Here is a 19,893-nt window from a genome sequence, read left to right on the forward strand (position 1 = left end):
GCGCTGCGCTCGCATGGCTCAGTAGCTCCGCGGCATGCCGAGCACGTGCTCCCCGATGTAGCTCAGCACCAGATTGGTGCTGATCGGCGCCACCTGGTAGAGCCGTGCCTCGCGGTATTTGCGCTCCACATCGTACTCCTCGGCGAAGCCGAAGCCGCCGAAGGTCTGGATGCAGGCCTCGGCCGCCGCCCAGGCGGCGTCGGCGGCGAGCATCTTGCCCATGTTCGCCTCCTCGCCGCAGGGCTGGCCGGCCTCGAATTTCCGCAGCCCCTTCTGCACCAGCGCCTCGGCGGCACGCATCTGGGCATAGGCGCGGGCGATCGGGAACTGCACGCCCTGGTTCTGGCCGATCGGACGGCCGAACAGCACGCGCTCCTTCGAGTAGGCTACCGCCTTCTCGATGAACCACTTGGCGTCGCCGAGGGATTCGCTGGCGATCAGCAGCCGCTCCGCGTTCATGCCGTCGAGGATGTAGCGGAAGCCCTTGCCCTCCTCGCCCACCAGGTTCTCGGCCGGCACCTCGACATTGTCGAAGAAGACCTCGGTGGTGTTGTGGTTCATCATGGTGCGGATCGGGCGGATGGTGAGGCCGCGCCCCTTCGCCTGCCGCATGTCCAGGATGAAGGTGGAGAGCCCCTCGGTGCGCTTCTTCACCTGGTCGCGCGGCGTGGTACGCGCGAGCAGCAGCATCAGGTCGGAATGTTCGGCGCGGCTGGTCCAGATCTTCTGGCCGTTGACGACATAGCGGTCGCCCTCGCGCCGGGCGAAGGTGCGGAGCGCGGTGGTGTCGGTGCCGCTGGTCGGCTCGGTCACGCCGAAGGCCTGCAGGCGCAGCTCGCCAGTGGCGATCTTCGGCAGGTAGCGCCGCTTCTGCTCCTCGTTGCCGTGGCGCAGGATGGTGCCCATGATGTACATCTGGGCGTGGCAGGCGGCGGCGTTGCAGCCGCTGTGGTGGATCTCCTCGAGGATCGCCGCGGCGGCGGAGAGCGGCAGGCCGGCGCCGCCGTATTCCTCAGGGATCAGCGCGCCGAGATAGCCGGCCTCGGTCAGCGCCTGCACGAACTCGGTCGGGTAGCCGCGCTCGCGGTCGAGCTGGCGCCAGTACTCGCCGGGAAAGCGGGCGCAGAGCTTGCGCACCTCCTCGCGGATCTCCTTGTGGCGAGCATCGGCGGCGGTGAGCGGCTGGTCCATGGCGCGTTCCTCTCGGCTCCCCGGGATAGGATGCGGGGCACCGGCTGGCAAGGCGCCTCAGCCCGCGCCGCTCCGGGGCAGGACCGCCCGCAGCGAGGTGCGGATCACGGCCGCCAGCGGGCCCGGGGCACGCAGCGCCGCCTCCAGCGCCGGGAGGTCGGCGCGGCTCTCCACCGCCAGCACCGGAACGCGGAAGGCGGCGCACCATTGCGCGAAATCCGGGTTTTCCAGGCTGGTGCCGGAGACGCGGCCGGGATGCGCCCGCTCCTGGTGGATGCGGATGCTGGCGTAGCTGCCATTGTCGGAAAGCAGCAGCTTCACCGGCGCGCCGCGCGCCACGGCGACGGCGAGCTCGCCCCCCGTCATCAGCGCCCCGCCATCCCCCACGGCGCAGATCACCTGTCGCCCCGGGCAGCGCAGCGCGGCGGCGACCGCGGCCGGCACGCCGAAGCCCATGGCGCCGGAGATCGGGGCGAGCAGGCGCTGCCCGGCGCGCCAGGCCACCTTGCGGTAGAAGGGGGCGCCGAAGGTGCCGGCGTCCAGCGTGACGATCGCGTCCGCCGCCGCGGCGCGCTCGACGAGCTTCGCCACCTCGGCGAAGGCGACGCCGTCCGGGTGGTCGGCCGGCGCCACCTCGCAATCGGCGAGGTGCAGCGCCCGCAGCTCGCGGATCCAGCCCTGCCGCCCGGCCGGGCAGCCCGGCGCCTCGGCGGCGAGGGCGGCGATGATGGCCCCGGCATCCGCGGGGAGGGCGAGCTCGGCCGGGAAGTGCCAGCCGAGGAAGCGCGGATCGGCGCAGACATGCACGAGGCGCTGCCCGGGTGCGGGCCAGGTCCAGCCCTGCGTGGTGATGTCGGTCAGCCGGGTGCCGAGGGCGAGGACGAGGTCGGCCCGTGCGAAGGCCGTACGCTGCGCGTCCGGGTTGCGCAGACCGAGATCGCCTGCGTAGAGCGGATGGTCGTTGGGGAACAGATCCTGCCGGCGGAAGGAGACGGCGACCGGCAGCGACCAGGCCTCGGCGAAGCGGCGCAGCGCCGCGCGGCCCTCCGCCCCGGGGTGGCCGGGCGTGTCGAGGCCGTGGCCGGCGAGCAGGATCGGCCGCTCCGCCTGCCGCAGCAGGGCGGCGAGGCGCGCCGCCTCGGCCGGGGCGGGGGCGGCGGGGCAGGGCAGGGTCGCCGGCGGCGGCGCGGCCTGGCAGGGCATCGCCAGCACGTCCTCCGGCAGGGAGAGCACGACCGGGCCGGGCACCCCGCCCATCGCCATCGCCCAGGCGCGGGCGATGAGTTCCGGCACCTGGTCGGGCTCCGTCGCCTCGCCGATCCACTTGGCGATGCCGCGGAACATGGACTGGTAGTCGATCTCCTGGAAGGCGTTGCGGCGCAGGTCGCGCCGCTCCACCTGGCCGACCAGCAGGATCAGCGGCACCGCATCCTGCTCGGCGGTGTGCACGGCGATCGCGGCGTTGCAGGCGCCGGGGCCACGGGAGACCAGGACCACGCCGGGCCGCCCGGTCAGCTTGGCGTCCGCTACCGCCATGAAGCCGGCCCCGCCCTCGGCGCGGCAGGTGACGAGGTCGAGGCGCGGATGGGCGTGCAGCGCGTCGAGCAGGGCGATGTAGCTCTCCCCCGGCACGCAGAAGGCGCGGTCCACGCCTTGCGCGGCGAGGAAGCCGATCAGGCGTTCGGCGGCGGTCGGCATCCCGTCTCGTTCCTCCGGCGCGTTCAGGGGCGGTGGCGGCGGATCAGGCGGCCCGGGCGTTCCCCGGTCAGCCCCCTGCCGGCGACCCAGGTGGGCACGCCGTTGGTCCAGACCTGCTCGATGCCCTCGGCGGTCAGGGTGGGCTGCTCGAAGGTGGCTCGGTCGATAACACGGTGCGGGTCGAACAGCACCAGATCGGCATAGGCGCCGGGGCGCAGCACGCCGCGGTCCACCATGCCGAACAGCGCGGCGGTGCGGCCGGTCATCTTGTGGATGGCGGTCTCGAGGTCGAGCAGGCCGAGCTGGCGCACATAGAGGCCGAGCACGCGCGGGAAGGTGCCCCAGAGCCGCGGATGCGGATGCGCATCGTGCGGGATGCCGTCCGAGCCGATGACGGAGAGCGGGTGCGCCATGATCCGGCGCACATCCTCCTCGTCCATCTGGAAGGTGATGGCGCCAGCGGGACAGAGCCGCTCGGCGGCGGTGCGCAGGTCGGTGTTCCAGCCGCGCGCCACCTCGGCGAGGTCCTTGCCGGCCATCTCCGGGTGCGGCACCGACCAGGTGACGATGACGCGGCATTCCTCGCGCAGCCGGTCCGGCATCAGCACGGTGGAGCCGGCGGGGTAGGGATACATGTCGAAGGCGACCTCCTGCATGGTCGCCGCCGCCCCGATCAGCGCCAGGGTCTGCACCGAGCGGCCGTAATTCTCCGGCATCGAGCATTTGTGGTGGCTGATGTGCACCGGCACGCCGAGGCGCCTGCCGATCGTCAGCGTCTCCTCGATCGAGGCGCAGACGCGGTCGGCCTCGTCGCGCATGTGCGTCACGTAGAGGCCGCCCGCGGCGCGCAGCGCCTCCCCGACCGCGATCACCTCCTCGGTCGTCGCGTGCATGTTGGGCTTGTAGTAGAGGCCGGTGGAGAAGCCGGAGGCGCCCTCGGCCAGCGCCTCGGCGAGCTTCCTGCGCATCCGCTCGATCTCGCCGTCCCTCGCCGGGCGGTAGAGGTCGTCGCCCATGGCGTCCACGCGCAGCGTCTGGTGGCCGCACAGCGCGTAGGTGTTGACCGCCGGCGGCGCCTTCTCCAGCGCCCGGGCATACTCGCCGAAGCTGCCGAACCGCCACCAGCTCTCCTCGCCCAGCAGGTCGAGGGGCGGCACCGGGCGCCTGGCGAGGCGCGCCGGCGCCAGGCTGATGCCGCAATTGCCGACGACGACGGTGGTGACGCCCTGGCTCGACTTGCAGGCAAGGCAGTCCGGCCCGCAGAGCACGGCGCGGTCATCATGGGTGTGGGCGTCGATGAAGCCGGGGGCGAGCGCCTTGCCGGTGGCGATCACCTCGCGGTCGGCCGTGGCGTCGCCGAGGTCGCCCACCGCCACGATGCGGTCGCCGGTGACGCCGACATCCCCTGTGGTGCGCGGCGCGCCGGTGCCGTCGAACAGGGTGGCGTCGCGGATGATGAGGTCGCAGCGGAGGGCCATGGGCGGTGTTCCGGGCTCGATGCGCCAGAGGGGCGGAGGGTGGGACCATGCCCGCCGCCCCGCCCGCCGTCCAGGCCGGCCCGGCGCTTGCCCGCCGCGCCCGGGCGCCGCATCGTGGCCGTCGCATCGGGAGGGAAGGGCATGGCCGAGGAGCCGCCGCTGCTGGTCCGCCGCGAGGGTGCGGTGGTCCACGCCGTCATGAACCGGCCGGAGCGGCGCAATGCGCTCAGCCTCGCCATGGGCGAGGCCTGGGACGCGCTGCTCGGCGCGCTGCGCGAGGACCGGGAGGCGCGGGTGCTGGTCGTCTCCGGCGCCGGCGGGCATTTCTGCGCCGGGCTCGATCTCACCGAGGTCGCCAGCGACGAGGCGCCGGCGCAGCGCCTTGCCCGGCAGCAGGAGCGCAACCGCCGCATCGGCGCGCGCTTCGCCGGGATCTCCGCGCTGCCGCAGGTGGTGATCGCGGCGGTGCAGGGGGCGTGCCATGCCGGCGGCCTCGGCTTCTGCTGCGCCGCCGATATCGCCTTCGCCGCCGCCGATGCGCGCTTCTGCGCGCCGGAGGTGCGGCGCGGCCTGGTTCCGGCGCAGATCCTGCCCTGGCTCGCCCGCCGCGTCGGCCGCACTGCGGCGACGCGGCTGGTGCTGGAGGCCAACGTGATCGACGCCGCCGAGGCGGGGCGCATCGGCCTGGTGCACGGCGTGCTGCCGGACGCGGCGGCGCTGCAGGCGCAGGTGGCGGCGACCGTCGCCGCGGTGCTGGAGGGTGCCCCCGGCGCGCTCGCGGAAACCAAGGGGCTGCTCGCCGCCCTCGGTCCGGTGGCGCCGGAGGGCTACGCCGCGGCGGCCGCCGACGCCTTCGCCCGCACCGCCACCAGCGCCGAGGCGGCGGAGGGTATCGCGGCATTCCGCGAGCGGCGCCGGCCGCGCTGGGCCGCCGGGTAGCCCCTCCCCCGCTTGCCAGCCCGGCCTGGCGGAGGGAGCATCGGCCGGATGGAGAGGGGAGGAACGCGCATGGCCGCCACGGATGGGCCGGTGGGCTTCGTCGGCCTTGGCATGATGGGCCTGCCCATGGCGCGCTCGCTGTTGCGGCGCGGCTGGCGGCTGGTGGCCTGCGACCCGTCCGGGGCGGCGCGTGCCGCGCTGGCCGAGGGCGCGGCCCCCGGCGCGGCGCGCTTCGCCGACACGCCGGCCGAGGTGGCGGAGGCCTGCCGGGTGGTGGTGCTGATGCTGCCCGACAGCCGCGTGGTGGCGCAGGTGATGGAAGGTCCGGGCGGGCTGATCGCGGTGCTGCGGCCAGGGCAGCTCGTGGTGGACATGGGATCCTCCGTGCCGTCGGAGACGCGCCGGCTCGCCGCCGCGCTCGCCGGGCGCGGCGCGGCCATGGTGGATGCGCCGGTCTCCGGCAGCGTGGTCAAGGCGACCTCCGGCACGCTGACGATCATGGTCGGCGGCAACGACCAGGCCTTTGCCCTGGCCGAGCCGGTGCTGCGCGGCATGGGAGAGACGCTGATCCGCACCGGCCCGGTCGGCAGCGCGCATGCGATGAAGGCGCTGAACAACTACGTCTACGCCGCCGGCCTGCTGGCGGCGGTGGAGGCGCTGCGCATGGGCGAGCGGCTCGGGCTCGACCTCGGCATCCTGACCGAGGTGATGAACGCCTCCTCGGGCCGCAACGTCGCCACCGAGACCAAGCTGCGGCAGGAGATCCTGTCCGGACGCTACCAGGGCGGGTTCCAGCTCGGGCTGATGCGCAAGGACCTGGAAACCGCTGCCGCCATCGCCGCGGAAACCGGCTTCCCGGCGCGCCAGCTCGGCCTGTGCCTCGAGGTGTGGAACGGGGCGGTGGCGGCGCTCGGCGCGAAGGCCGACAACACCGAGATCCACCGCCATCTCGGCGGCGGGCCGGAAAGGCGTTGAGCGGCGCCGGCCTCAGCGGTCCTGCAGCGCCTCGCGCACCACGGAGCGGAACTCCCTCCGGTGCAGCTCGTGCAGCACGAGCAGGCTGGCGGCGACCAGCGCCAGGGGGTGCAGCAGCCAGGCCAGCGCGGCGAGGCCGAAATAGTAGGCGCGCAGCCCGCTGTTGAAGTGCCGCGCGGCGCGGTTCGCCACCTTCGCCGCGGTCGCCGCCCGCCGCACCCAGCGCGGATCGTCGGCGCCCTGGCCGATGCCGCCGACGACGATGCAGCAGTAGTTGAACTGGCGCAGCGCCCAGGTGAGCTCGAAGAAGGCGCGCACGAAGATCACCAGGAGCAGCGCCACCTTCATCTCCCACGCCACCGGGTCGGGCGCGGCGGCGAAGGGCAGCACGCCGAAGACGCGCGCGCCGAGCTCGGGGCTGCCCAGCATTGCCACCAGGCCGCCGAGGATGAAGATGGCGGTGTTGGCGAGGAAGGAGGTGCTGTTCATCAGATTGCCGATGGTGGCGACGTCGGCGATGCGGTTCTCCCGCCCGAGCATCGCCTGCATCCAGCGGTGCCTGTGCTCGTCCATGGCGGCGATGACGCTGCGGCCGCGAATCCGCGGCACCCGGTCCACCACCGTGGCGTAGCCGATCCAGCAGGCCGCGAAGACGCCGAGCGCGATCCAGTCGAGCAGGGTGAGGGAGGTCATCCCGGGCCGGGCTCCGCCGTTCGTGCCGGAGGGACGGAAAGGGGGCGGGCCCGCGCCGGACCCGCCCCCCGCCCGCCTCCGCCAAGGGTGGGTCAGGCCATCGCCTTCTTCAGGTTCTCGTCGATCTTCGCCAGGAACGCTTGGGTGTTCAGCCAAGGCTGGTCCTTGCCGATCAGGATGGCGAGGTCCTTCGTCATGTGCCCGCTCTCGACCGTCTCGATGCAGACGCGCTCCAGCGTCTCGGCGAAGCGGGTCACCTCCGGGGTGTCGTCGAAGCGGCCACGATAGGCGAGGCCGCGGGTCCAGGCGAAGATGGAGGCGATCGGGTTGGTGCTGGTCTCGCGCCCCTTCTGGTGCTCGCGGTAGTGGCGCGTCACCGTGCCGTGCGCGGCCTCGGACTCCACCGTCCTGCCGTCGGGCGAGAGCAGCACCGAGGTCATCAGGCCGAGGCTGCCGAACCCCTGCGCCACCACGTCCGACTGCACGTCGCCGTCGTAGTTCTTGCAGGCCCAGACATAGCCGCCTTCCCACTTCAGGGCCGAGGCCACCATGTCGTCGATCAGCCGGTGCTCGTAGGTGAGGCCGCGCTTCTCGTATTCCACCTTGAATTCAGCGTCGTAGATCTCCTGGAACACGTCCTTGAACATGCCGTCATAGGCCTTGAGGATCGTGTTCTTGGTCGAGAGGTAGACCGGGAAGCTGCGCGCCAGGCCGTAGTTGAAGCAGGCGCGCGCGAAGCCCTCGATCGAGGCCCTGGTGTTGTGCATGCCGAGGGTGACGCCCGGCCCCTTGAAGTCGTGCACCTCTAGCGTCATCGGCTCGCCGCCGCCGGCCGGCTGGTAGGTCAGCGTCACCTTGCCGGGACCCGGAATCTTGGTTTCCGCGGCGCGGTAGATGTCGCCATAGGCGTGGCGGCCGACGACGATCGGCCTGGTCCAGTGCGGCACCAGGCGCGGGACGTTGCTGCAGATGATCGGCTCGCGGAAGATCGTGCCGTCGAGGATGTTGCGGATGGTGCCGTTCGGCGAGCGCCACATCTTCTTCAGGCCGAACTCCTCCACCCGCGCCTCGTCGGGGGTGATGGTCGCGCACTTCACGCCTACGCCGTAGCGCTTGATGGCCTGCGCCGCCTCGACCGTCACCTGGTCGTCGGTGGCGTCGCGGTTCTGGATGCCGAGGTCGTAGTACTTCAGGTCCACGTCCAGGTAGGGAAGGATCAGCTTCTCCTTGATGAACCCCCAGATGATGCGGGTCATCTCGTCCCCGTCGAGCTCGACGACGGGGTTCTTCACCTTGATCTTCGCCATGCCTGGTCCTCGTGGTCTCCGCCCCGGCGCCCGGGCACCGGGGGTGGTGGAAAGCCGGCGGACCATCGCACCGCCCCCGGCCGGGGGCAAGCCCGGCCCGGGCGGTCAGGCGGCGCGGCGTTCCGCGATCAGACCCTGCGCGATCAGCGCCTCGGCGATCTGCACCGCGTTCAGCGCCGCGCCCTTGCGCAGGTTGTCGGAGACGCACCAGAAGGCGAGGCCGTGCGGCACCGTGGGGTCGCGCCGCAGCCGCGAGACGAAGACCGCGTCCTCGCCCGCCGCCTCGGTCTGGGTGACGTAGCCGCCATCCTCCCTGCGGTCCACCACCTGCACTCCGGGCGCCTCGCGCAGCGCCTCCCAGGCCTGCTTCTCGGTAATGGGCGATTCGAATTCGACATGCACCGCCTCGGCATGGCCGATGAAGACGGGCACCCGCACGCAGGTGGCGATGACGGCGATGTCGGGATCGAGGATCTTCCTGGTCTCGACCGCCATCTTCCACTCCTCCTTGGTGGAGCCGTCCTCCATGAAGCGGTCGATGTGCGGGATGCAGTTGAAGGCGATCGGCTTGGTGAACTGCTCCGGCGTGGCCGGATCGTTCACGTAGACGGCGCGGGTCTGGTTGAACAGCTCGTCCATCGCCTCCTTTCCCGCGCCGGAAACCGACTGGTAGGTGGCGACCACGACGCGCCGGATGCGGGCGAGCTGGTGCAGCGGCTTCAGCGCCACCACCATCTGGATGGTCGAGCAGTTCGGATTGGCGATGATGTTGCGCTTGCTGAACTGCTTCAGGGCGTGCGGGTTCACCTCCGGCACGACCAGCGGGATGTCGGGCTCCATGCGGAACTGGCTGGTATTGTCGATCACCACGCAGCCCGCCGCCGCCGCCCGCGGCGCATGTACGGCGGAAACCGCGGCGCCCGGGGAGAACAGGCCGATATCCGTGCCGTGGAAGTCGAATTTCTCCAGGTTCTGGACCTTGAGCACGGCCTTGTCGCCGAAGGAGACCTCCTGCCCCGCCGAGCGGCCCGAGGCGAGGGCCACCACCTCGCTGGCCGGGAAGTCGCGCTCGGCGAGGGTCTTGAGAATCTCGCGTCCCACCGCCCCGGTGGCGCCGACGACCGCGACCCTGTAGCCCATTGGCCTCTCCCGAAACGAACATGACCCCGACCCGGGGGCCGTCGGTTGTCCAGCGCCTGACCCGCGGCGGCGGAATCGCCGGAGCGGGGACCCAGTCGCTCAACGAAGGGCGCAAGCACGACCCGCCGAAGTGGACCATGCTGTAGGCCCGCCTGGCGCCAGGTTCAAGCAGGCCGGCGCGGCCTTGCCCTCCGTCGCCGGCGGCCCACTATCGGGGCGATACGCCCGGCGAAAGGGAGACGCTCATGCTGCTGCGCTGCGCATTCCAGGCCTCCGCCATGGCCGCCGCCATCGGGGGCCTGGCCTTCACCGCGGGCGTCGGCTTCGGCGTGGCGGCGGTCGGGGCCGCGTGCCTGCTGCGGCGCGGGATGAGAAGCCGCGCCGCCTGGCAGGAGGATCGCCTGGCGGGTGGCGCCGGCACGCCGGAGGAGCCGATCCTCACCGGGCAGGAGCCGAGCTCTCCCGCCATGCCCGGCTGAGGAGGCGCTCCGGCCGGATCAGTCCGGCAGCAGCGCCGTCGCCTCGATCTCGACCCGTGCCTCGGGCTCGACCAGGGCGCTCACCTCCACCAGGGTCATGGCCGGGAAATGTCGGCCCATGGCGCTTCGGTAGGCATGGCCGAGCGCGGGCAGGCTTGCCCGGTACTCCTCCATGTCGCGCACATACCAGGTCAGGCGGGCAACATGCTCGGGGCTGCCGCCGGCCTCGGCCACTACGGCAAGGATGTTGCGCAGCGCCTGCTGGACCTGGGAGGCGAAGTCGGGCGCGAATTGCCCCTGGCTATCGGCGCCTACCTGGCCGGCGACGAAGACCATCCGGCCCCGCCCGGCCATGCCGTTAGCGTAGCCCTTGGGCACCGGCCATCCGGGGGGGTGTAGCACGGTCAGTGGGGCCATGGGCGGCGAACCTCCCTCGCGGGCTGTTGAAGGGGCTCCATCATCGCGGCGGCATCCGCAGCGCGCCGTCGAGGCGAATGGTCTCGCCGTTCAGGTAGGGGTTCTCGACGATCTGCATGGCGAGCATCGCGAACTCGTCCGGCACGCCGAGGCGCTGCGGATTTGGCACGGAGGCGTTCAGCGCCGCCCGCACATTCTCCGGCAGCCGCCCGAGCAGCGGCGTGTCGAAGATGCCCGGCGCGATGGTGCAGACGCGGATGTGCCGGCTGGCGAGGTCGCGCGCGGCGCAGATGGTCAGGCCGATGACGCCCGCCTTGGAGCTGGCGTAGGGCGTCTGCCCGATCTGCCCCTCATAGCCGGCGACGGAGGCGGTGAGGATGCACACGCCGCGCTCCTCGCCGAGCGGCTCCGCCCGTGCCATGGCGGCGGCGGCCAGGCGCAGCGCGTTGAAGGTGCCGATCAGGTTGACGCGGATGATCTCGGTGAAATGCTCGAGCGGCATCGGCTTGCCGTCGCGGTCCACGACGCGGCTCGACCCGCCGCGGCCGGCGCAGTGCACCAGCACCCGCAGCGGGCCGAGCCCCTCGGCCGCCGCGACCGCCGCCTCCATCGCCTGCGGATCGGCGACATCCGCCGCAACGAAGCGCGCGCCGCTGCCGAGTTCCCTCGCCACCGCCTCGCCCTGCGGGCCGGGCAGGTCGCAGAGCACCACCTTCGCGCCGCGGGCGACAAGCCGCCGCGCGGTGGCGAGGCCGAGCCCCGATGCGCCGCCGGTGACGAGGGCGACCTGATCCTTCACGTCCATGCGCGTCTCCTCTCTGGGCCGCTTGCCAGGATGCCAGACTCTCCCGCCGCACGGGCCGGGTCAAATGCCGCCGGTACGGATTGACGCCGCCGCGCCGTGACCCGCAGGCTGCGCGGGACGGGGCGAGGTCCCCGGGGAGGAAAGGCGGCACGGCATGGCGCTTCTGACGCACTGGGCGCAGCGCGCCCCGGACAAGGTCGCGGCGCATTTCCCGGACAGCGGCGAGGCCGTGACCTATGGCGCGCTGGAGGCGCGGGCGGGGCGCGTAGCGCGTTGGCTCGCGGGGCTCGGCCTGCGGCCCGGGGAGGGCATCGCCCTGCTGGTGGAGAACCGGCCGGAGTTCTTGGAGATCGCGGAGGGGGCGAAGCGCGCCGGCCTCTACTACACGCCGCTCTCCATCCATCTGCGGCCGCACGAGGTCGCCTATGTGCTGCAGGATTCCGGCGCCCGGCTGCTGATCGCGAGCCCCGCCCTGGCGGATCTTGCCGCGGCGCTGGTGGTCGAGGGCGCGGTGGGGGAGCGGCCGCGCTTCGCCCTCGGCGAGGGGCTGCCGGGCTACGGATCCTACGAGGCGGCGCTGGCCGCGCAGGACCCCGCGGCGCCCCTGCCCGAGGGACCGCTCGGGCGCGAATTCCTCTACTCCTCCGGCACCACCGGCCTGCCCAAGGGCATCCGCCGGCCGCTGATCCCCTGGGCGGAGCGCGACCGCCCGGAATGGGACATGACCTGGAAGACGCTCTACGGCTTCGGGGAGGACACGGTCTACCTCTCCCCGGCGCCGCTCTACCACGCGGCACCCAATCGCTACGTGGCGCGCACCCTGGGCGAGGGCGGCACCGCCGTGGTGCTGCGGAAATTCGACCCGGAGGCGGCGCTCGCCGCCATCGCGCGATACCGCGTCACCCACAGCCAGTGGGTGCCGACCATGTTCATCCGCCTGCTGGCGCTGCCGGAGGCGGTGCGGGCACGCTACGACCTCTCCTCCCACCGCTGCGCCATCCATGCCGCCGCGCCCTGCCCGGTCTCGGTGAAGCGGGCGATGATCGGCTGGTGGGGGCCGATCCTCTGGGAATACTACGCGGGTTCGGAGGGCGTGGGCACCACGGTGGTGGACAGCGCCACCTGGCTGCGCAAGCCAGGCACGGTGGGGCGGCCGGTGAACGGCGTCTCGGTCCACATCACCGACGAGGCGGGGCGGGAACTGCCGCCCGGCGAAACCGGGCAGATCTGGTTCGAGGGCGGGCCGCGCTTCGCCTACCACAACGCGCCGGAGAAGACCGCCGCCTCCTACAATGACCGCGGCTGGGCGACGCTCGGCGATCTCGGCTGGCTGGACGAGGAGGGCTTCCTGTTCCTCTCCAACCGGCGCGCCGACCTGATCCTCTCGGGCGGCGTCAACATCTACCCGGCCGAGATCGAGGCCGTGCTGGTGCAGCACCCCGACGTGGCGGAGGTGGCAGTGGTCGGCATTCCGCATGCCGAGATGGGCGAGCAGGTGCACGCCGTTGTGGTGCCGCGCGCCGGGGCGGCGGGCGACGCGGCACTGCGGGCCGCGCTGGAGGCCTGGTGCCGCGACCGCCTGGCCGGACCGAAGCGGCCGCGGAGCTGGGAATTCGCCACCGAACTGCCGCGCAGCGAGGCGGGCAAGCTGCTGCGCCGGCTGCTGAAAGAGCGCTACCTGTAGGGGGCGGCCGCGTCAGCCGCCGGTGCGCAGCCCGAGCCGCTCCACCCGCTGCTGCTCCATGGCGATCGTCTCCTGCATGTAGCGGGCGTAGTCGGCGCTGTTCAGGTACTCGACCGGCATGTCGAGCCGCTGCAGCACGGCAAGGTGCGACGGATCGAAGAGCGCGGCCTTGAAGCCGTCATGCAGCGTCTGCACGACGGCGGGCGGCATGTTGGCCGGGCCGCACAGCCCGTAGGGCGATGTCACGACCATACCCTCATAGCCGAGCTCGATCAGCGTCGGCACGTTCGGCCAGCGCGCGGAACGCTCCCTAGACCAGACGTTGAGGAAGCGCAGCCTGCCCTCGTCCACGAGCTGCCCGGCGCCGGAGCCGGCCGCCAGCGCCTCGATATGCCCGCCCATGAGCTGCGGCAGGGCGTCGCCCTCGCCGCGGAAGGGCACGTGGATAACCTCGATCCGCTCCCGCTCCGCGAGGTCGATCATGGTCAGGTGCGGGGTGCCGTTGGCGCCGGTGTTGCCGATGCGCACCTGGCCCGGGCGGCGCCGCGCGTCGGCGACGAGGTCCTGCCAGCTCCTGTACGGCCCGTCGCCGCGCACCAGCACGCCGAACAGGTAGCCGGTGAGATGGATGATCGGCGTGAAATCGGTGCGCGGATCGTAGGGCATGCGCTGCATCCAGGGCAGGCGCAGCGCCGGCAGGGTCATCTGCGTGATCAGGTAGCCGTCCGGCCTGGCCCGCGCGACCGCGGCGGCGCCGAGCGTGCTGCCCGCGCCCGGCCGGTTCTCCACCACCACCGTCTGGCCGAAATGGCGCGTCGCCGCCTCGGCGAGGGCGCGCATCTGCACATCCGTGGCGCCGCCGGGCGGGAAGGGCACGATGAGGGTGATGGGGCGGGTAGGAAACCGCTCCTGCGCCCGCGCCATGGCCGGCGCGGCGAGCAGGGCGGGCGCCGCGAGCAGGCTGCGGCGGCGGATCTCGGTCATGCGTTGCCTCCCTGTCCGAATGGACGACGGCTATCATACCCCGGTTGCGCCTTGCGCGCGACGGTTCCGCAACGGTCCGCCCTCGGAAGGCGGCACCGCGGCTACAGCGTGCGGGCGATGATCTCCTTCATGATCTCGCTGCTGCCGCCATAGATGCGCCCGACCCGCGCATCGGCCCAGGCGCGGCCGATCTCGTATTCTGCCATGTAGCCGTAGCCGCCATGGAGCTGCAGGAAGTCGTCCAGCAGGCGGTTCTGCATCTCGGAGCCGAGCAGCTTGGCGGCGGCGGCCAGCTCCACCGTCAGCTCGCCGCGCAGATGCAGCGCCAGGCAGTGGTCCGCGAAGACGCGGAACATCGCGGCCTGCGCCTTGGCCTCGGCCAGCTTGAAGCGGTTGTGCTGGAACTCGAAGATCGGCTGGTCGAAGGCCTTGCGCTCCTTGGTGTAGGCGACGGTCTTCTCCAGCATCGCCTCCATGCTGGCGGCGGCGCGGATCGCGATCACCAGCCGTTCCTGCGGCAGGTTGCGGATCAGGTAGGAGAAGCCCCTGTTCTCCTCTCCCAGCAGGTTCTCCGCCGGCACGCGGACGTCGTCGAAGAAGAGTTCGGATGTGTCCTGCGCGTGCAGGCCGATCTTCTCCAGATTCCGACCCTTGGTGAAGCCGGGCGTGCCCTCCTCGACGCAGATCAGCGAGATGCCCTTGCGCCCGGCGCCCGGATCGGTCTTGCACACCACGATGACGAGGCCGGCATTCTGGCCGTTGCTGATGAAGGTCTTCTGGCCGTTGATCACCCAGTGGTCGCCGTCCCGCCGCGCCGTGGTGCGCACCGCCTTGAGGTCGCTGCCCATGCCCGGCTCGGTCATGGCGATGGCGCCGATGATCTCGCCGCGCGCCATGGCGGGAAGCCAGCGTCGCTTCCGCTCCTCGGTCGCCAGATCGGCGATGTAGGGCACGACGATGTCGGAGTGCAGCGGGAAGCCCGGCCCGGTGCAGTTGGTGCGGCCGATCTCCTCGATGATGATCGCGCTGTAGCCGAAATCCGCCCCCGCGCCGCCGTACTCCTCGGCCAGCATCGGGCACAGCAGGCCCTGCGCCCCGGCCTCGCGCCAGACCTCGCGCGGCACCACGCCGTCGCGCTCCCACTGGCGGTGGTGAGGGATGATGTGCCGCTCGAAGAAGCGGCGCACCTGGTCGCGGAACAGCTCGTGCTCCGCCGAATAGACGGTGCGCGGCCCGGCCAGCGGGCGGGAGGCGGCGGCGCTCGTGTCCATGGTGTCCTTCCGTGTCAGCCGATGGCGCCGGCGGCGCGCAGCGCGGCGATCTCCTCCGCCGCGAAGCCCCCTTCCGACAGGATCTGGTCCGTGTGCTCCCCGCGCAGCGGCGGCGGCAGGTCCGGCGTGGCCTGGCTGCGGCTGAAGCGCGGCGCCGGGGCGGGCTGGATGGCGCCATCCCGCTCGAGGAAGGTACCACGGGCGAGATTGTGCGGGTGGCGTGGCGCCTCGTCCATGTCCAGCACGGGGGAGACGCAGGCATCCGTGCCATCAAACAGGGCAGCCCAGTCGTCGCGGCTGCGGGTGCGGAACACCGCCGCCAGCCGCCGCTTCAGCGCCGGCCACTGCGCCGGCTCCATGCGCCGCTCGAACTCCGCCGGGTCGAGTTCGAGGATCCGCAGCATCTGGGCAAAGAATTGCGGCTCGATCGGCCCCACCGCCAGCCAGCGGCCGTCGGCGCATTCGAAGGTGTCGTAGAACGGGGCGGCACCGTCCAGCAGGTTGGCGCCGCGTTCGGGCCCCCAGCGGCCGCGCGCCTTCATGGCGTAGATCGGCGCCATCAGCAGCGCCGCGCCGTCCACCATGGCGGCGTCCACCACCTGGCCGCGGCCCGAGCCCCTGGCCTCCAGCAGCGCTGCGAGGAGGCCGAGGGCAAGCAGCATGCCGCCGCCGCCATAGTCGCCCACGAGGTTGAGCGGCGGCACCGGCCGCTCGCCCGGGCGGCCGATGGACCAGAGCGCGCCGGTGAGGCCGATGTAGTTGATGTCGTGCCCCGCCGCCTGCGCCAGCGGCCCCTCCTGGCCCCAGCCGGTCATCCGGCCGTAGACCAGCCGCGGATTGCGCGCGAGGCAGGCATCAGGCCCGAGGCCGAGCCGCTCCATCACTCCGGGGCGGAAGCCCTCGATCAGCGCATCCGCCCCTTCCACGAGGCGCAGCGCAGCCGCGACCGCCTCCTGCCGCTTCAGGTCGAGGGCGATGCTGCGCCGGCCGCGGCCGATGAAGTCCTGACGGGTGCCGGGCGGTCCGTCAGGACGGTCGATGCGCACCACCTCGGCGCCGAGGTCGGCGAGCACCATCCCGCAGAACGGGCCGGGCCCGATGCCAGCGAATTCCAGGATCTTCAGCCCCCGCAACGGTCCCATGGCATCTCCTCCGGGCGCGGAGCCTAGCAGGGTAGGGCGGGTTTGACAGGGGGGCCTGCCGCGCCAAGCTAGGCGGCGGGAACGTCCACAGGCCGAGGTGCCGCATGGCCCGCCACAGCACCGCCCACTACCTCCTGGAGGGGCTCTGCGAGCTCGGGATCGACTACCTGTTCTGCAACCTCGGCACCGACCACGTGCCGCTGATCGAGGAGATGGCGCGCTGGGACCGCGGCAACCGCCCGCGCCCGCCCGCCATCATCTGCCCGCATGAGACCGTCGCCGTCCATATGGCCGGGGGCTACGCCGCCATGACCGGTCGTGGCCAGGCGGTGCTGGTGCATGTGGACGCGGGCACGGCGAATGCCGCGATGGCGCTGCACAACCTCTGCCGCCACCGTCTGCCGGTGTTCCTGATGGCCGGGCGTGCGCCCTACACCACGCGCGGGGAGATGACCGGCTCGCGCGACACCTATGTGCACTTCATCCAGGATCCCTACGACATCGCCTCCCTGGTGCGGCCCTACACGGGCTGGGAGTACTGCCTGCCTTCCGGCGTGGTGGTGAAGGAGCTGCTCTCCCGCGGCCATGCGGTGATGCAGAGCGAGCCGATGGGGCCGGTCTTCCTCACCCTGCCGCGCGAGACGCTGGCGGAGGAGATCGAGGAGGAGCAGGTCCGCTCCTTTCCGCCCGCGCGCTTTGGCGCCGTCGCCGCCGGCGGGGCCGCTCCCGAGGCCGTGGCGGAGATCGCGCGCCGGATCATGGAGGCCGAGCAGCCGGTGGCCTTCTGCGGCTATCTCGGCCGCAGGCCGGAAGCGGTGGCGGCGCTGGACGCGCTGTCGCGCGAAGCCGGCATCCGCGTGGTCTCACACGCCACCATCACCGTGAACTGCCCCGCCGACAGCCCCTGCTTCGCCGGCTTCGACCCGGCGCCGCTGCTGGAGGAGGCGGATCTCGGCCTGCTGCTCGACACCGACGTGCCCTGGATCCCGGCCCTCCACCGCGAGAACCCCGCGACGCGCTGGATCCAGGTGGATGTGGACGCGGCGAAGCGCGCCATACCGCTCTGGAACTTCCCGGCCGAGCTGCGCGTGCAGGGCGACTGCGCCACGGTGCTGCGCCAGGTCCTGGCGGCGATCCGGGAGCGTGCCGACGATGCCTTCCGCACCCGCGTCGCCGCCCGCATGGCGGGCTGGGCGCCGGCGCGGGAGGCGCGGCTGCGGCGCCTGGCGGCCGAGGCGGCACGGCCGGGCGAGCCCGACGCGATCGGCGTGCCCTTCCTGCTGGCGGCGCTCAACCGCCGCCTCTCGGCCGAGGACATCGTCGTCAACGAGGCGATCCGCAACGGCGTCGCGGTGCAGGACCACATCCCCCGCACCGTTCCGGGCAGCTTCATCGGCTTCGCCGGCGGGGGCCTCGGATTCTCGGGCGGCATGGCGCTCGGCGCGAAGCTCGCCTGCCCGGAGCGGCGGGTGGTGCAGATCGTGGGCGACGGCAGCTTCCACTTCTCCGCTCCCGACAGCGTCTATGTGGTGGCGCAGAACCACGGCCTGCCGATCTTCACCCTGGTGCTGGACAACCGCGGCTGGTCGGCGGTGAAGGAGGCGACGCGGCGCGTCTATCCGCGCGGCGTGGCGGTGGAGGAGGAGCGGTTCTTCGCCCGCCTCGACCTCCGCGGCGAGCGGCGGTTCGAGGAGGCGGCGAAGGCCTTCGGCGCGCATGGCGAGCGGGTGACGCGAGCCGAGGAGGTGGAGGCGGCGATCGATCGCTGCCTCGCGGCGCTGGAGCGCGGCCAGGCCGCCGTGCTGACGGCGCGGGTGACGCCGCTGTAGCCTCACCGGCTCCTGCCAGGTCCCGCGGATCATCACCGATCCGCCCTCGGACGCCGGCGCGCGCCGGGCTTCGCCGCACGGGCGGGGGCCATGCGGACGCGGATCCCGCTCACCGGGATCCGGCGTCAGGTCTTCGGGTCGCACTCCAGCACCGCCCGCACCGCGTCTGGTTCGCAGCGGATCGCCACTCCGGCGCGCTCCTGCTGCAGCAGGGCGACGATGCGGCTGTCCATTCCGCCCCAGCCGCGCTCCATCGCCGAGGTCATCTCGCGCAGCGTGTGCTCGCCGATCGGCATCGGCACGCCAAGCTCCCGCGCCAGGGCGCAGGCCAGCGAGACGTCCTTGTGCGCAAGCCGCAGCGCGAAGGCGGGCGGCTCGAAGCGGCCGGGGAGGAACTGGTCGGCCAGGCCGTCGAAGGTCCGGCGGCGGCCGAGCGCCCCCTGGCGGACCGCCCGCCACAGGTCGAGCGGGTCCATGCCGGCCTTCACCCCCATGGTGAACGCCTCCGCCATGGCGCAGAGGGTGGTGTAGCCGGCGAGGTTGTGCACCAGCTTGGCGATGGTCGCGCTGCCGATCGGGCCGATATGGGCGGCACGGTCGCCGATCGCGTCGAGCACGGGCTTGTGCCGCTCATAGGTTGCCCGGTCGCCGCCGACCCAGATGGCAAGGCGGCCGGTGCGCGCGCCTTCGGGGCCGCCGCTCACCGGCGCGTCGAGCGCCTGGGCGCCCCGCTTCGCCAGGGCGTCGTGCATGCGGCGCACCAGGGAGGGGCTGCTGGTGGAGAGGTCGAAATGCGCCATCCCGGCATGCGCCCCTTCCAGCAGCCCGTCCGGGCCGAAGACCACCGCCTCGATCTCGGGCGGGCCGGGGAGGGAGGTGAACACCAGGCCGCAGCGCCGCGCCACCTCCGCCGGCGTCGCGGCCCATGCGGCGCCGCGGGCGAGGTGCGGTTCGGCCGCCTCGCGCCGCAGGTCGTGGACCAGCAGCGCATGGCCGGCCCGCTGCAGGCTGGCGGCCATGTGCCCGCCCATGGTGCCGAGGCCGATGAAGCCGATCGTCATGCCCGCTTCCTCCCCCGCCGCCGGTTCCGCCCGGCTCAGCCCTTGCCGGAGTAGCTCGCGCCCATGCCCGCCGAGGGATCGGCCTGGATGCCATAGGGCGGAATCGGATAGCGCAGCCCGTTCCTCGCCAGCGCCTTCATGCCTTCCACCGCCTTGCGCAGGTCGGCGGGCTTCAGCGCCATCAGCATCTCCTCGTCCGGCACGCCGCCGTAGCGACGCTCGGCGTAGCAGGGCAGGGAGAGGCTCGGCTCCCCGGTGGCCAGGGCGCGGCCCCAGCTGTCGGCGCAGGCGGTCTCTCCCACCACGGACCACTCGAACTTGCGATAGTCCCGGTACTGCAGGCCGTTGATCAGGATGATCATCTGCCCGGGCGTCGCATAGACCATCACGATGTCGGGCGGGTCGAGCCGCCCGGTTTCGAGCGGGCTGACGGCCATCGCCCTGTAGCGTCCGTAGGGCACGCAGGTCAGCGCCTCCTGCCGCGCCTGAGCATCCTGCTGCGTGCCGTGCCAGACGCCGACATACTTCTCGCCCCGCCGCCATTCCTCGTCCTGCGGGGCGAGGCCGATCACCGCCTGGCACTGCGCGCCGACCAGGTCCTCCGCGGTGATGCCGACGGTCCAGCCGAGGCGCGAGGCCATGGAGACGATCTGGTCCGTGGTGTGCTTCGCCTTCGGGCGGCGGATGCGCGGGATCGCCTGCATCTCCTCCACCGTCTCGAACAGCTTCATGCCGATGACGGTGGTCTTCAGCCGCAGCAGGGCGTTCAGCTCGGAGACCAGAAGCTGGTATTCGTTCAT

Annotated in this window: 18 protein-coding genes; 5 read left to right on the forward strand and 13 right to left on the reverse strand. The window is 72.4% G+C overall.

Annotated elements, in window-relative coordinates:
• Positions 1–18 precede the first annotated feature (18 nt).
• Genes ET526_RS06685 through ET526_RS06695 form a run of 3 tightly spaced genes read right to left on the reverse strand, consistent with a single transcriptional unit; the run spans position 19 to position 4,367 of the window.
• Positions 19–1,191, reverse strand: coding sequence for an acyl-CoA dehydrogenase family protein (locus ET526_RS06685; RefSeq protein WP_135466906.1), 1,173 nt, complete (start codon positions 1,189–1,191; stop codon positions 19–21).
• A gap of 57 nt (positions 1,192–1,248) precedes the next feature.
• Entirely contained in the window at positions 1,249–2,889 is a 1,641-nt protein-coding gene (locus ET526_RS06690; protein ID WP_135466907.1) for a thiamine pyrophosphate-binding protein, read from the reverse strand.
• A 23-nt stretch (positions 2,890–2,912) separates the two neighbouring features.
• Positions 2,913–4,367 (reverse strand): N-acyl-D-amino-acid deacylase family protein, encoded by a 1,455-nt coding sequence (locus ET526_RS06695; protein WP_135466908.1) that lies wholly within the window; start codon positions 4,365–4,367, stop codon positions 2,913–2,915.
• 141 nt (positions 4,368–4,508) lie between these two features.
• Between ET526_RS06695 and ET526_RS06700 the strand changes: the two genes are divergently transcribed.
• Positions 4,509–5,306, forward strand: a complete 798-nt coding sequence (locus ET526_RS06700) for an enoyl-CoA hydratase/isomerase family protein (protein ID WP_135466909.1) — start codon at positions 4,509–4,511, stop codon at positions 5,304–5,306.
• 69 nt (positions 5,307–5,375) lie between these two features.
• Positions 5,376–6,281 (forward strand): NAD(P)-dependent oxidoreductase, encoded by a 906-nt coding sequence (locus tag ET526_RS06705; RefSeq protein WP_135466910.1) that lies wholly within the window; start codon positions 5,376–5,378, stop codon positions 6,279–6,281.
• Between the two features lie 12 nt (positions 6,282–6,293).
• Here the strand turns inward: ET526_RS06705 and ET526_RS06710 are convergent, their stop codons facing one another.
• The 3 genes from ET526_RS06710 to ET526_RS06720 all read right to left on the reverse strand — a co-directional run bounded on the left by ET526_RS06710 (position 6,294) and on the right by ET526_RS06720 (position 9,421).
• Positions 6,294–6,974 carry a DUF599 domain-containing protein gene (locus ET526_RS06710; RefSeq protein ID WP_135466911.1) on the reverse strand — a complete coding sequence of 227 codons (681 nt, stop codon included), beginning with the start codon at positions 6,972–6,974 and terminating at the stop codon, positions 6,294–6,296.
• A gap of 92 nt (positions 6,975–7,066) precedes the next feature.
• Positions 7,067–8,281, reverse strand: coding sequence for an NADP-dependent isocitrate dehydrogenase (locus ET526_RS06715; RefSeq protein WP_135466912.1), 1,215 nt, complete (start codon positions 8,279–8,281; stop codon positions 7,067–7,069).
• A 105-nt stretch (positions 8,282–8,386) separates the two neighbouring features.
• Positions 8,387–9,421, reverse strand: coding sequence for an aspartate-semialdehyde dehydrogenase (locus tag ET526_RS06720; RefSeq protein ID WP_135466913.1), 1,035 nt, complete (start codon positions 9,419–9,421; stop codon positions 8,387–8,389).
• Positions 9,422–9,666: 245 nt separating this feature from the next.
• Between ET526_RS06720 and ET526_RS06725 the strand changes: the two genes are divergently transcribed.
• Entirely contained in the window at positions 9,667–9,900 is a 234-nt protein-coding gene (locus tag ET526_RS06725) for a hypothetical protein (protein WP_135466914.1), read from the forward strand.
• Between the two features lie 18 nt (positions 9,901–9,918).
• On the opposite strand, the gene ET526_RS06730 is transcribed toward ET526_RS06725, so the two are convergent.
• On the reverse strand, positions 9,919–10,317 hold the full coding sequence (locus ET526_RS06730; protein ID WP_135466915.1) for a RidA family protein: 399 nt from the start codon (positions 10,315–10,317) through the stop codon (positions 9,919–9,921).
• A 40-nt stretch (positions 10,318–10,357) separates the two neighbouring features.
• The gene (locus ET526_RS06735) at positions 10,358–11,122 is read right to left on the reverse strand and encodes an SDR family NAD(P)-dependent oxidoreductase (protein ID WP_135466916.1); all 765 of its coding nucleotides are present in this window, start codon (positions 11,120–11,122) and stop codon (positions 10,358–10,360) included.
• A 154-nt stretch (positions 11,123–11,276) separates the two neighbouring features.
• Between ET526_RS06735 and ET526_RS06740 the strand changes: the two genes are divergently transcribed.
• On the forward strand, positions 11,277–12,806 hold the full coding sequence (locus ET526_RS06740; protein ID WP_135466917.1) for an AMP-binding protein: 1,530 nt from the start codon (positions 11,277–11,279) through the stop codon (positions 12,804–12,806).
• A gap of 12 nt (positions 12,807–12,818) precedes the next feature.
• Here the strand turns inward: ET526_RS06740 and ET526_RS06745 are convergent, their stop codons facing one another.
• The 3 genes from ET526_RS06745 to ET526_RS06755 all read right to left on the reverse strand — a co-directional run bounded on the left by ET526_RS06745 (position 12,819) and on the right by ET526_RS06755 (position 16,203).
• Positions 12,819–13,790, reverse strand: coding sequence for a tripartite tricarboxylate transporter substrate binding protein (locus tag ET526_RS06745; RefSeq protein WP_135466918.1), 972 nt, complete (start codon positions 13,788–13,790; stop codon positions 12,819–12,821).
• Between the two features lie 101 nt (positions 13,791–13,891).
• Entirely contained in the window at positions 13,892–15,061 is a 1,170-nt protein-coding gene (locus ET526_RS06750; RefSeq protein ID WP_135466919.1) for an acyl-CoA dehydrogenase family protein, read from the reverse strand.
• 14 nt (positions 15,062–15,075) lie between these two features.
• A complete protein-coding gene (locus ET526_RS06755) occupies positions 15,076–16,203 on the reverse strand; it encodes a CaiB/BaiF CoA transferase family protein (RefSeq protein WP_135466920.1) in 1,128 nt (375 codons plus the stop codon).
• A gap of 104 nt (positions 16,204–16,307) precedes the next feature.
• On the opposite strand from ET526_RS06755, the gene ET526_RS06760 reads away from it, so the two are divergent.
• Complete coding sequence (locus tag ET526_RS06760) at positions 16,308–18,032, forward strand: thiamine pyrophosphate-requiring protein (protein ID WP_135466921.1); 1,725 nt, start codon at positions 16,308–16,310, stop codon at positions 18,030–18,032.
• A gap of 125 nt (positions 18,033–18,157) precedes the next feature.
• Here the strand turns inward: ET526_RS06760 and ET526_RS06765 are convergent, their stop codons facing one another.
• Together ET526_RS06765 and ET526_RS06770 are read right to left on the reverse strand one after the other, a co-directional pair.
• A complete protein-coding gene (locus ET526_RS06765) occupies positions 18,158–19,093 on the reverse strand; it encodes an NAD(P)-dependent oxidoreductase (RefSeq protein ID WP_135466922.1) in 936 nt (311 codons plus the stop codon).
• A 35-nt stretch (positions 19,094–19,128) separates the two neighbouring features.
• A complete protein-coding gene (locus tag ET526_RS06770) occupies positions 19,129–19,893 on the reverse strand; it encodes a DUF169 domain-containing protein (RefSeq protein WP_135466923.1) in 765 nt (254 codons plus the stop codon).

Origin of the sequence: Crenalkalicoccus roseus (assembly GCF_004761865.1) — a bacterium.
Taxonomy (GTDB): Bacteria; Pseudomonadota; Alphaproteobacteria; order Acetobacterales; family Acetobacteraceae; genus Crenalkalicoccus; species Crenalkalicoccus roseus.

Coding starts and splice junctions, on each gene's coding strand:
- ET526_RS06765 (WP_135466922.1), bottom strand. CDS start 19,093: ATGACGATCGGCTTCATCGGCCTCGGCACCATGGGCGGGCACATGGCC.
- ET526_RS06750 (WP_135466919.1), bottom strand. CDS start 15,061: ATGGACACGAGCGCCGCCGCCTCCCGCCCGCTGGCCGGGCCGCGCACC.
- ET526_RS06720 (WP_135466913.1), bottom strand. CDS start 9,421: ATGGGCTACAGGGTCGCGGTCGTCGGCGCCACCGGGGCGGTGGGACGC.
- ET526_RS06715 (WP_135466912.1), bottom strand. CDS start 8,281: ATGGCGAAGATCAAGGTGAAGAACCCCGTCGTCGAGCTCGACGGGGAC.
- ET526_RS06705 (WP_135466910.1), top strand. CDS start 5,376: ATGGCCGCCACGGATGGGCCGGTGGGCTTCGTCGGCCTTGGCATGATG.
- ET526_RS06760 (WP_135466921.1), top strand. CDS start 16,308: ATGGCCCGCCACAGCACCGCCCACTACCTCCTGGAGGGGCTCTGCGAG.
- ET526_RS06710 (WP_135466911.1), bottom strand. CDS start 6,974: ATGACCTCCCTCACCCTGCTCGACTGGATCGCGCTCGGCGTCTTCGCG.
- ET526_RS06755 (WP_135466920.1), bottom strand. CDS start 16,203: ATGGGACCGTTGCGGGGGCTGAAGATCCTGGAATTCGCTGGCATCGGG.
- ET526_RS06700 (WP_135466909.1), top strand. CDS start 4,509: ATGGCCGAGGAGCCGCCGCTGCTGGTCCGCCGCGAGGGTGCGGTGGTC.
- ET526_RS06770 (WP_135466923.1), bottom strand. CDS start 19,893: ATGAACGAATACCAGCTTCTGGTCTCCGAGCTGAACGCCCTGCTGCGG.
- ET526_RS06740 (WP_135466917.1), top strand. CDS start 11,277: ATGGCGCTTCTGACGCACTGGGCGCAGCGCGCCCCGGACAAGGTCGCG.
- ET526_RS06735 (WP_135466916.1), bottom strand. CDS start 11,122: ATGGACGTGAAGGATCAGGTCGCCCTCGTCACCGGCGGCGCATCGGGG.
- ET526_RS06695 (WP_135466908.1), bottom strand. CDS start 4,367: ATGGCCCTCCGCTGCGACCTCATCATCCGCGACGCCACCCTGTTCGAC.
- ET526_RS06730 (WP_135466915.1), bottom strand. CDS start 10,317: ATGGCCCCACTGACCGTGCTACACCCCCCCGGATGGCCGGTGCCCAAG.
- ET526_RS06725 (WP_135466914.1), top strand. CDS start 9,667: ATGCTGCTGCGCTGCGCATTCCAGGCCTCCGCCATGGCCGCCGCCATC.
- ET526_RS06690 (WP_135466907.1), bottom strand. CDS start 2,889: ATGCCGACCGCCGCCGAACGCCTGATCGGCTTCCTCGCCGCGCAAGGC.
- ET526_RS06745 (WP_135466918.1), bottom strand. CDS start 13,790: ATGACCGAGATCCGCCGCCGCAGCCTGCTCGCGGCGCCCGCCCTGCTC.
- ET526_RS06685 (WP_135466906.1), bottom strand. CDS start 1,191: ATGGACCAGCCGCTCACCGCCGCCGATGCTCGCCACAAGGAGATCCGC.